Consider the following 10,389-nt stretch of genomic DNA (forward strand, 5'->3'; position numbering starts at 1 on the left):
GGGACGCCCATGACCCGACGTTTCCTGTCCTCCGCCGTGCTGCTGTCCGTGGCCCTGGTCGCCACCGCCTGCGGAAGTTCCACCGAGGCCGCGAGCGAGACCTCGCCGAGCTCGACCACCACGCTGACCGAGGACACCGCCCTGCACGACCTGCTGCCGGAGTCGGTCAGGAGCAGCGGAACCCTCACGCTCGGGGCCCTGTGGGAGACGCCGCCGATGATCGGCGTCGACGCGAGCGACACCACGACACCGGTGGGCGTGGCCCCCGACCTCGCGCAGGCCCTCGGCCAGGTCCTCGGCGTCGACGTCGAGTGGCAGAACATGCAGTGGCCGGCCCAGCTGCCGGGTGTCCAGTCCGGCGCGGTGGACGCGCTGATGGGCCAGGTCTCCGTGACCGCCGAGCGCGAGCAGAGCGTCGTCGACCTCGTGCCGTTCTACCGCACCACCGAATCGCTGCTGCTGCCCGCCGACAACCCCGACGGCATCGCCTCGCTGAAGGACATGTGCGGCATGACCGTCGGGGTCCCGGTCGGCTCGATCCAGGGCGAGGAGGTGAGCGCGGTCAGCGACGCGCACTGCGCGGGCGACGCCATCCAGCTCGCCGAGTACCAGGGCGCCACCGCCGCCGTCAGCGCCGTCCGCGCGGGCACGGTCGACGCCTGGCTCGACACCACGACCACGCAGTTGCAGGCCGTCGAGGCCAGCTCCGGTGCGTTCACCACGGCTGAACTGCCCGAGGACGAGTCGCCGGCGAACTACACGGCGATCGCCGTCGGCAAGGCGAACCCCGGCCTGTCGAACGCCCTCGTCGGCGCGCTGAAGGCGGTCATCGAGGACGGCGCCTACGACGACGTCCTCGAGGCCCACGACGTGTCGTCCGCCGCCCTCACGGCCGACGACGTCGTCGCGAACCCGATCACGGGGACCGCGGTGGGGGCCACGGCCTGATGAGGTTCAGCGTCCGGCTCTCCAGCGGTGTCGGCCTCGAGGAGTTCCGCGAGGCCGCCACCGCCTGCGAGAGCTACGGCTTCGACCAGATCTGGACGGGCAACGACCTGTTGCGCCGTTCCGGGATCGTGCCGGTCGTGCTGGCGCTGGACGCGACCTCGCGCATCGAGGTGGGATCCAGCGTCCTGAACCCCGTGGCGCTGCACCCCGCCGAGATCGCGATGCTGACCGCCAACCTCCAGGAGCTGTCCGGCGGCCGCTACGTGCTCGGCCTCGGCGCCGGCTCGGAGGTGTTCCTGCGGTGGGCCGGGCTCGAACCCGGCACCCCGGTGGCCCGGACCCGGGCCGGCCTGCGCGCCGTCCGCGGCCTGCTGGGGGGCCGCAACCCCGAAGGCTGGCACGACCGGGCCGTCCTGCGGGACGGCCCCGCCCGGCCGACGCGGATCTACCTGGGTGCGATGGGCCCGCGGATGCTGGCCCTGGCCGGCCGGGAGGGTGACGGGGTGCTGGCGCTGTGCCTGCCGCCGGACCGGTTCGGCTGGTTCCGCGAGCAGGTCGGCCCGGTGACCCCGGACTTCGACCTCGTCTGCTGCCTGTGGTGCTCCGTCGACGACGACCCCGCCGCCGCCCGCGCCCGGCTCGCGCCGAAGGTCGCGGCCTACGCCGGATCCCTGGCCCCCGCCACGCTCCAGGCCGGCGGGTTCGACGTCGAGCGGTTCGCGCACGTCGCCGGTCTCGTCGAACGGGGCGAGGAGGCCGCCGCCGTCGCCGCCGTCGACGAGGACATGCTGCGCCTCGGGCTCGTCGGCACCGCGCACCAGGTCGCCGACCGCTGCCGGGAACTCGCGGCGGCCGGCGCCACCCACCTGTCCTTCGGCCAACCCCTGGGACGCACGTCCCGAGAAGCGGTGCAGCTGCTCGGGACCCGCGTCCTGCCGTCCCTGCGAGACCTGCGAGGTGCCGCATGACCCCCCGGACCCCCGAAGAGATCCTCGAGGCCGTCCGCGACCTCGTCCCGCTGATCGCCGAGGACGCCGCCGAGGCCGAGGCCACCCGGCGGCTCACACCCCGCGTCCACGCCGCGCTGCGCGCCGCCCGGGCCTACGAGGTGGGGTTCTCCCGCCGCCACGGCGGCCCGGAGATGAGCCTGGTCGACCAGACCCGCATGGTCGAGACGGTCGCGACGGCCGACGCCGGCACGGCGTGGAACGTCACCGTCCTGGCGGCCACCGGCTTCTACGCCGAACGCCTGTCCGAGGAGGCGTTCGCGCAGTTGTACCCGACGCTGGACCGCCCCACCTGCGGCTCGTTCCACCCCAAGGCCCGCGCCGTCGAGGTCGCGGGCGGCTACCGGGTCAGCGGACGGTGGAACTTCGGCAGCGGGATCCGGTCGGCCGACCTGGTCCTGGGCGGCGCCGAGGTCCACCGCGAGGACGGCACCGTCCTGACGCTGGGCCTGTGGCTGCCGGTCGAGGAGATCCGCCTGCACGACGACTGGAACGTCGTCGGGTTGCGGGCCTCCAGCAGCGAGAGCTACTCCGTCGAGGACGTCTTCGTCCCCGCCGGCCACACGTTCGACCGGTTCCACGCCCCGCGCGCCGACGTCGACCCGCTGGTCAAGCACGTCGACCTGCCCTTCTACAGCATGGCCGGCATCTCCGTCGGGATCGCCCAGCACGCGGTCGACCTCACCACCGAGTTCACGCTCACCCGCGGCCGGGAGGTCGGCGAACGCAGGCTGGCGCTGCTGGGGGAGGCGGTGACCCTCGTCCGCGCCGCGCGCGCCCTCGTCCTGGACGGGGTGCGGGGCATCGACGAGGCGATCGGCGCCGAGGGAGTTCCCTCCGACGCCGTGATGGCCCGCGGGGACTCGCCGCTGGCGACGGAGTTCGCCCGCACCGTCCTGGACCGCTGCGCCGACGTCCTGGGTTCCTCGGCCGTCCACGAGAGCACCGGTTTCGAGAAGCTCGTCCGCGACCTGGCCGGGGTCAGCGCGCACGCCTCCACCTGGCGCAGCCGCTGGGTCGACGTCGGCCGGACCCACCTCGCCGAGAAGGGAACCTCATGAGCGACACGCAACAACGGGCGCGCAGGTCCGGCGCCGCGCGCCGGCTCCACACCCCGCCGAAGATGGACGTCGTCCCCGTCCGGCACTGGGGCCGCGGTGTCGGGGCCGTCGCGATCATCGCCCTCGCCGTCCTGTTCGTCGTCGAACTGGCCACCAACCAGAACTTCGAGTGGTCGATCGTCGGCGAGTTCCTCGTGGACGTCAACGTCCTGAAGGGGTTGCTGCTGACCCTGGAGATGACGGTGATCGGCATGGTGCTCTCGGTCGTGCTGGCCCTGCTCGTCGGCGTCATGCGGATCTCGCCGAGCCGGGTCATCGCCTGGTTCGCCGCGGCCTGGGTGTTCGTGTTCCGGGGCGTGCCGCTCATCGTCCTGCTCATCCTGCTCGGCAACCTCGGGCTGTTCGTGGACGAGTTCCGGATCGGCGTCCCGCTGACCGACATCACCTGGGTTTCGGTGCCGGCGCAGCAGGTCGTCACGCCGTTCTGGGCCTCGGTCGTCGGGCTGGCGCTGGCCGGTTCGGGGTACATGGCCGAGATCGTCCGGGCCGGCCTGCTGTCCATCGGCCGCGGTCAGCACGAGGCCGCCAAGGCGCTGGGACTGAACGCCTCCGGAACCCTGCGGTACGTCGTGCTGCCGCAAGCCCTGCGGGTCATCATCCCCCCGCTGGGCAACGAGTTCATCGGCATGCTCAAGGCTTCGGCCATCGTGTCGGTCATCGCCGGCGGCGACCTGCTCACGGTCGTCCTGGGGTTGTCCGGCCTCAACTTCCGCACCATCGAGATGCTCACCGTCGCGACGATCTGGTACCTGCTGGTCATCGCGGTCTTCTCGGTCGTGCAGTTCTTCCTGGAGAAGCGGACGGCGGAACGCTGATGATCACCATCGACGCGGTCGACAAGTACTACGGTCACACCCAGGTCCTGCACGAGGTCGACCTCGACGTGGCCGAGGGGGAGACGGTCTGCATCATCGGCCCCTCGGGGTCGGGCAAGAGCACTCTCCTGCGGTGCGTCAACCACCTCGAGGAGATCGGCGCCGGGCGCATCCGGGTCGACGGGCACCTCGTGGGCTACCGCGAACAGGGCGGCCGGCTGCACGAACTGCGCGAGCGCGAGGCCTGCCGGCAGCGCGTCGAGATCGGCATGGTGTTCCAGCACTTCAACCTGTTCCCGCACATGACGGCCCTGGAGAACGTCGCGTTCGGGCCGATCCGGGTGCAGGGCAGGAGCCGGCAGTGGGCCAGGACGTACGCCCGGGAACTGCTGGGTCGGGTGGGGCTGGCCGGCAAGGAGGACTCCTACCCCTCGCGCCTGTCCGGCGGGCAGCAGCAGCGCGTCGCCATCGCCCGGGCGATGGCCATGCAGCCCAAGGTCATGCTGTTCGACGAACCGACCTCGGCCCTGGACCCCGAACTGGTCGGTGAGGTGCTGGCCGTCATGAAGGACCTCGCCGTCACCGGCGGGATCACCATGGTCGTCGTCACCCACGAGATGGGTTTCGCCCGCGAGGTCGCCGACCGGGTCGTGTTCATGGACGCGGGCCGCATCGTGGAGACCGGGACCCCGCAGCAGGTGCTGGACGCGCCCCGGCACGAGCGGACGAAGGCGTTCCTGTCGGCGGTGCTGCACTGATGCGGTTCGTCGGGCAGGCAGCCTTCGTCGCGGGCGCCACCGGACCGGTCGGCCGGGCCGTGGTGCGGGCGCTGGCCGCCGAGGGTGCCCGGGTCGCCGTGCACCACCGCCACGACGACGTGGGAGCGAAGGAGCTGGCCGCCGCGGTGGACGGCCTGGCCGTCGGCGCCGACCTGGGCGACGAATCCGCCCTCGACGCCGCCGCCCGCACCGTCGAGGACGCCTTCGGTCCCGTGCGCCTGCTCGTCAACGCCGCTCACCCGCGGCGTGACGTGCACGCGGCGGTCGCGGACACGTCGCCCGACGACCTGCTCGCCCAGTTCGCCGGCGCCGTCGGCCACGCCAACCTGCTGCGCCGCCTCGTGCCCGGCATGCGGGCGGCCGGCGCGGGCCGGATCGTCTACGTGGCCGGGGCGCTCATGACACGACCGGCCGCCGGGAACGGCTCCTACGGCGCCGCGAAGGCCGCCGCGACCGTCCTGACCCGGTACACCGCCCTGGAGGAGGGCCGGCGCGGGATCACCGCGAACGTCGTGGCACCCGGCCGCATCGTCGACCCGCAGGCCGACGAGGAACTGACCCCCGAACGCGCCGAACTGTCCCGCACGCTGCTCGAACGCATGGCGCTGCCCGCGTTCCCCAGCCCCACCCAGGTCGCGGACGCCGTCCTCGGCCTGCTCGCGGCCCCCTACGTCACCGGGCAGACCCTGTGGGTCACCGGCGGCGAACCCATCGCCTGAGGAGCACTGCATGAGCACCACCCTGGAACCGGTCCTGGAGTCGTCCGGCGTTCCGAACCTGCTGGCGCCGACCAGCGCGGCCGCCGTGCTGGCCAACACGCAGGCCCTGCTGCCGCTCGTCGCGCAGGAGGCCGACGGCATCGAGGCCGCGGCCCGGCTGACCCCGCGCGCCGAGGCGGCGATGCGAGCCGCCGGCGTGTTCCAGATGGGTTTCCCCGCCTTCCGCGGTGGCCTGGAGATGACGCTGGAGCAGCAGGTCGAGGTGGTGGCCACGATCGCCGCTGTCGACGCCTCCGCCGGCTGGAACGTCGGTGTCCTCAACGCCGGCGGCTACTACGCCGGTCGTCTCGGGGACGCCGCCTACGCCGAGCTGTACCCGACGCGCGACATGCCGACCAGCGGGTCGTTCCACCCCCGGGGCCGCGCCCAGGTCGTCGACGGCGGCTACCTGGTCACAGGGCACTGGGACTGGGGCAGCGGCAGCTACACCGCCGAGCACGTCGTGGGCGGCGCCCTCGTCGTCGACGCCGCCGGGGATCCCGTGCTCGGCCCGGACGGCAGGCAGGTGCACCTGGGACTGTGGCTGCCCGAGCACGCCATCGAGTTCGCGCACAACTGGCAGACGCTGGGGGTGCGGGGTTCGGGCAGCACGAGCTTCGACATCCGCACGCCGGTGTTCGTCCCGGCCGACCACGCGTTCGACCGGGAGGCTGCCTACCGGCACGAGGCCGACCCGCTCAACCGCAGCGTCAAGATCTGCCACTTCGCGCTCACCGGTGTCGTCCTCGGCGTCGCGCGGAACCTGCTGACGACCACCGGCGGGATCGTGGCTGGTCGGGGAGCGCGGGACACCGCGACCCTGGAACTGCTGGGGGAGGCGATGGGGGAGGTCGACTTCGCCTGGGCAGGAGTTCTGGAGATCGCCCGCCGGACCGACGACATCATCTTCTCCGACACCGTGCTGACACCGCTCGACGAGGCGCGCATGACGGCCGCCAACGCCGTGGCCGCCACCGCCCTCCGCCGCGTCATCACCGCCACGACGGAACTGGCCGGTGCGCGGTACGTCCTCGACGCCGCTCCGGTGCAACGGGTCCTGCGGGACGCCCTGTCGGCCCTGGCGCACGCGGGGACCCGGCGCCAGCACCTGCAGCCGCTGGCGGAGGCCGCTCTCACCAGCGGCTCCGCCTGGACCCTGCGGTGACGGAGCGGCTGCCGGCCTGCCCGCGCGTGCGCGTCGTCGTCGAACGCGCCGACGCCCCGCGGTGCGCGATCGCCGTGGGCGACTCCTTCGACGTGGACGGCAGCGGGCTGTCCACGCACGGGCAACCCTTCTGCGCGTTCGCGCTGGCCTCGGTGGTTCCGGTGCTGGGGATGATGCAGGGCGAGCTGCCGGCCGACGACTGGCTGGTGCGCAAACCCCTCATCTGCTGTCCCGACGCGCGGGAGAACGTCGTCATGCGGCTGGAGCGGTTGCCGTGACGATCCGCTGCACCGTGGAGAGCTTCAACTACTCGGCCTGCGGGCTGGAGGTCGGCGACACCTTCGAGGTCGTCGACGGAGCCGTCGTCGTGCCCGAGGGCAAGCGCTTCTGCTACTTCGCCATCGCCAACGTGGTCGCGGTGCTGGGCTCGGGGATGGATGCGCGGTCGCGGCCCCTGGTGGCCTGCCCCGACCCGCCGGAGAACCTGTTCGTGAGGTTGGAGGAACTGTGAGACCGGCAACGTTCAGCGCCCGCATCGGCGGGCACGGGGTGAACTCCGTCGTCGAGAAGGCGCTCGTGGTGGAGGAGGCCGGCTTCGACCAGGTCTGGACCGGCAACGACCTGTTCGGCGAACCCGGGGTCGTCACGCTGTCCGCCATCGCCCTGCGCACCAGCCGGATCCTCTTCGGTTCCGGGGTCATCGACCCGGTGTCGCTGCACCCCGTGCAGATCGCGATGCTGGCCTCGGGGTTGCAGGAGGTGTCGGGTGACCGGTTCCTGCTGGGCCTGGGAGCGGGGTCGGACGTGTTCTTCCGGTGGGCCGGGCTGGAACCGGCCAGACCTGTCGTGCGCACGCGCCAGGCGGTGCTGGCGATCCGGGAGCTGCTGGCCGGCCGCAGCCCCGCGGGGATCCCCGGGGTGGCCGACGGCTGGACCGAGCAGGCCGTGCTGCGCTCGTACCGGCCGACCCCCGTCTACCTCGGGGCGATGGGGCCGCGCATGCTCGACCTCACCGGCCGCCTGGCCGACGGCGCGCTGCCGTTGTGCCTGCCGCCCCAGCACGTGGTCAACGTGGTCGAGCAGCTCAGCGCGGGGGCGGCGAAGGCCGGGCGCAGCATCGACGACCTCGACGTCGCCGCGTGCGTGTGGGCCTCCGTCTCCGACGACCGGGACGAGGCGCGGTACCTCATGGCCAAGCACATCGCGCTGTACTCGGGGTCCCTGTCGACCGACGCGCTCGCCGCGAACGGTCTCGACCCCGAGGAGTTCGCCCGCACCCAGCAGCTGATGCTCGAGGGTCGCGAGGAGGACGCCGTCGCCAGCGTCACCCCGTCGATGCTGACGCTCGGGATCGTCGGCGGGGTCGACGACGTCGTCGCGCAGTGCGCGGCGCTGCTCGAGGCCGGGGTGCGGCACATCTCGTTCGGCCCCCCGATGGGGCCGGACGCCACGGGGGCGGTGAAGCTCATCGGCTCCACCGTCCTGCCCGAGCTGCGCCGGCAGCTCGGCTGACCGGAGGGAGAGCAGATGACCGTCGTCATCGTCCACGGCGGGATCACCGTCGCCGCCGACCGCGTCGAGGAGGTGGACGCGCAGGCGGTCGCCTTCGCGCAGACCTGCCGAGGCGAGACCGGCTGTCGGGAGTACCAGCTGTCCTGGCTGGCCGGCGCGCCGGACCGGCTGCGGCTGCTGGAGGTGTGGGACTCGCAGGAGGCCTACGCGGCCCACGGCACCCAGCCGCACGTGGCGGAGTGGACGGCGTTCGTGTCCGCCGCCGCGGTCGCCGCGCCGGCGTTCACCAGGCTGCTGGTCGAGGAGGCCGGGGACGCCGTCCCGGCCTGACCCCTCGAGCCCGGACACGTTTCCGGGACGTTGCCGGGATGTCACGGTCCGATGCCGTTCCCCACGCTGGGCAACGCGCCGACACGGATCCGCCTCGCGAAGTCGGTGCTGCGGGTTAATGTCGAACGCACCACCCAGGATGGGAGATGCGCCATGACGGAGCCTCAGCGCCGCTTCGGCGGTTCCGGTGAGCGGGATGCCCGCCACCTGGCCGCGCTCGAGGAGCAGCTCGGAGCAGCCCGAACCCGACTCGCCCAGGTCAGCGCCCAGAACGACCGCCTCGCCACGACGTTGCGGGAGGCGCGGGACCAGATCGTCGCGCTCAAGGCCGAGGTCGACCGGCTCGGGCAGCCACCCGCGCAGTTCGCCACCTTCCTCGAAGCGGCCGAGGAGGGAACCGCCGACATCGTGTCCGCCGGCCGGCGCATGCGAGTGGCCGTCAGTCCCGCCGTGGACCTGGACGCGCTGCGCCCCGGCCAGGACGTCATGGTCAACGAGGCCATGAACATCGTCGCGGCCTTCGACTACGAACGCACCGGTGAGCTCGCCGCGGTCAAGGAGATCCTGCCCGACGGCCGCGTCCTGGTGCTCGCCCGCGCCGACGAGGAACGGGTCGTGCGGCTGGCCGGCCAGCTGATGGACGGCCCGTTGCGGGTGGGCGACTCCCTCACCGTCGACACCCGCTCCGGGTTCGCCTACGAGCGCATCCCCAAGGCCGAGGTCGAGGAGCTCGTCCTCGAAGAGGTCCCGGACATCGACTACGAGGACATCGGTGGCCTCGGCCCGCAGATCGAGGCGATCCGGGACGCGGTCGAGCTGCCGTTCCTGCACGCCGAGCTGTTCCGCGAGCACGGGCTGCGCCCGCCCAAAGGCATCCTGCTGTACGGCCCGCCCGGGTGCGGCAAGACGCTCATCGCCAAGGCCGTGGCCAACTCCCTGGCCAAGAAGGCGGCCGAGCTGCGCGGGGAGACCCAGGCCAAGAGCTACTTCCTGAACATCAAGGGCCCCGAGCTGCTCAACAAGTACGTCGGCGAGACCGAGCGGCACATCCGGCTGATCTTCGCCCGCGCCCGGGAGAAGGCCGGGACGGGTACGCCCGTCGTCGTCTTCTTCGACGAGATGGAGTCGCTGTTCCGCACCCGCGGATCCGGGGTCTCCTCCGACGTCGAGACCACGATCGTGCCGCAGCTGCTGTCCGAGCTCGACGGCGTCGAGCGGCTCGAGAACGTCATCGTCATCGGCGCCTCGAACCGCGAGGACATGATCGACCCGGCCATCCTGCGTCCGGGCCGTCTCGACGTGAAGATCAAGATCGAGCGGCCCGACGCCGAGAGCGCCGGCCAGATCTTCTCCAAGTACCTGACGGCCGACCTGCCGCTGCACCCCGAGGACCTTGCGGTCAACGGCGGCAACGCCCAGAACACCGTCGAGGCGATGATCCAGGCCACGGTCGAGCGCATGTACACCGAGAGCCCGGAGAACGAGTTCCTCGAGGTGACGTACGCCGGGGGGGACAAGGAGGTCCTGTACTACAAGGACTTCAACTCCGGCGCCATGATCCAGAACATCGTGGACCGCGCGAAGAAGATGGCGATCAAGGACCTGCTGACGTTCAACCAGCGAGGGCTGCGGGTCGACCACCTCATGAGCGCCTGCGTCGACGAGTTCAAGGAGAACGAGGACCTGCCCAACACCACCAACCCCGACGACTGGGCGCGCATCTCGGGCAAGAAGGGTGAGCGGATCGTCTTCATCCGCACCCTCATGCAGGGCAAGAAGGGCACCGAGGCCGGCCGGTCGATCGACACCGTCGCCAACACCGGTCAGTACCTCTGACGTCCCTCCGCGACCGTCGTGGGGGGGGGGGGGGGGGGGCGGGGGGGGGGGGGGGGGGGGGGGGGGGGGGGGGGGGGGGGGGGGGGGGGGGGGGGGGGGGGGGGGGGGGGGGGGGGCG

Annotated in this window: 12 protein-coding genes; all 12 read left to right on the forward strand. The window is 72.4% G+C overall.

The features are described from left to right. Positions 1-9: 9 nt before the first annotated feature. The 12 genes from ACRYR2_RS13950 (at position 10) to arc (ending at position 10,271) form a co-directional block, all read left to right on the forward strand. Positions 10-948, forward strand: coding sequence for a transporter substrate-binding domain-containing protein (locus ACRYR2_RS13950; RefSeq protein ID WP_432563474.1), 939 nt, complete (start codon positions 10-12; stop codon positions 946-948). Continuing rightward, entirely contained in the window at positions 948-1,916 is a 969-nt protein-coding gene (locus ACRYR2_RS13955; RefSeq protein ID WP_432563475.1) for an LLM class flavin-dependent oxidoreductase, read from the forward strand. The genes ACRYR2_RS13950 and ACRYR2_RS13955 overlap by 1 nt, the downstream gene beginning before the upstream one ends. Beyond that, complete coding sequence (locus ACRYR2_RS13960) at positions 1,913-3,016, forward strand: acyl-CoA dehydrogenase family protein (RefSeq protein WP_432563476.1); 1,104 nt, start codon at positions 1,913-1,915, stop codon at positions 3,014-3,016. Before ACRYR2_RS13955 ends, ACRYR2_RS13960 begins: the two co-directional genes overlap by 4 nt. Beyond that, the gene (locus tag ACRYR2_RS13965) at positions 3,013-3,891 is read left to right on the forward strand and encodes an amino acid ABC transporter permease (protein WP_432563477.1); all 879 of its coding nucleotides are present in this window, start codon (positions 3,013-3,015) and stop codon (positions 3,889-3,891) included. The genes ACRYR2_RS13960 and ACRYR2_RS13965 overlap by 4 nt, the downstream gene beginning before the upstream one ends. After that, on the forward strand, positions 3,891-4,649 hold the full coding sequence (locus ACRYR2_RS13970) for an amino acid ABC transporter ATP-binding protein (RefSeq protein ID WP_432563478.1): 759 nt from the start codon (positions 3,891-3,893) through the stop codon (positions 4,647-4,649). The genes ACRYR2_RS13965 and ACRYR2_RS13970 overlap by 1 nt, the downstream gene beginning before the upstream one ends. Beyond that, entirely contained in the window at positions 4,649-5,389 is a 741-nt protein-coding gene (locus tag ACRYR2_RS13975) for an SDR family NAD(P)-dependent oxidoreductase (protein ID WP_432563479.1), read from the forward strand. The genes ACRYR2_RS13970 and ACRYR2_RS13975 overlap by 1 nt, the downstream gene beginning before the upstream one ends. Before the next feature lie 10 nt (positions 5,390-5,399). Then, positions 5,400-6,593 carry an acyl-CoA dehydrogenase family protein gene (locus ACRYR2_RS13980; protein ID WP_432563480.1) on the forward strand — a complete coding sequence of 398 codons (1,194 nt, stop codon included), beginning with the start codon at positions 5,400-5,402 and terminating at the stop codon, positions 6,591-6,593. Then, positions 6,590-6,871, forward strand: coding sequence for a TIGR04076 family protein (locus ACRYR2_RS13985; protein ID WP_432563481.1), 282 nt, complete (start codon positions 6,590-6,592; stop codon positions 6,869-6,871). The genes ACRYR2_RS13980 and ACRYR2_RS13985 overlap by 4 nt, the downstream gene beginning before the upstream one ends. Further along, positions 6,868-7,104, forward strand: a complete 237-nt coding sequence (locus tag ACRYR2_RS13990; protein WP_432563482.1) for a TIGR04076 family protein — start codon at positions 6,868-6,870, stop codon at positions 7,102-7,104. Before ACRYR2_RS13985 ends, ACRYR2_RS13990 begins: the two co-directional genes overlap by 4 nt. Then, entirely contained in the window at positions 7,101-8,105 is a 1,005-nt protein-coding gene (locus tag ACRYR2_RS13995; protein ID WP_432563483.1) for an LLM class flavin-dependent oxidoreductase, read from the forward strand. The genes ACRYR2_RS13990 and ACRYR2_RS13995 overlap by 4 nt, the downstream gene beginning before the upstream one ends. A gap of 15 nt (positions 8,106-8,120) precedes the next feature. Beyond that, on the forward strand, positions 8,121-8,435 hold the full coding sequence (locus ACRYR2_RS14000) for a putative quinol monooxygenase (RefSeq protein WP_432563484.1): 315 nt from the start codon (positions 8,121-8,123) through the stop codon (positions 8,433-8,435). 105 nt (positions 8,436-8,540) lie between these two features. Next, positions 8,541-10,271, forward strand: coding sequence for a proteasome ATPase (arc, locus tag ACRYR2_RS14005; protein ID WP_432563492.1), 1,731 nt, complete (start codon positions 8,541-8,543; stop codon positions 10,269-10,271). Positions 10,272-10,389: the final 118 nt, after the last annotated feature.

It is taken from the genome of Kineococcus deserti (genome assembly GCF_050871945.1).
GTDB lineage: Bacteria > Actinomycetota > Actinomycetes > Actinomycetales > Kineococcaceae > Kineococcus.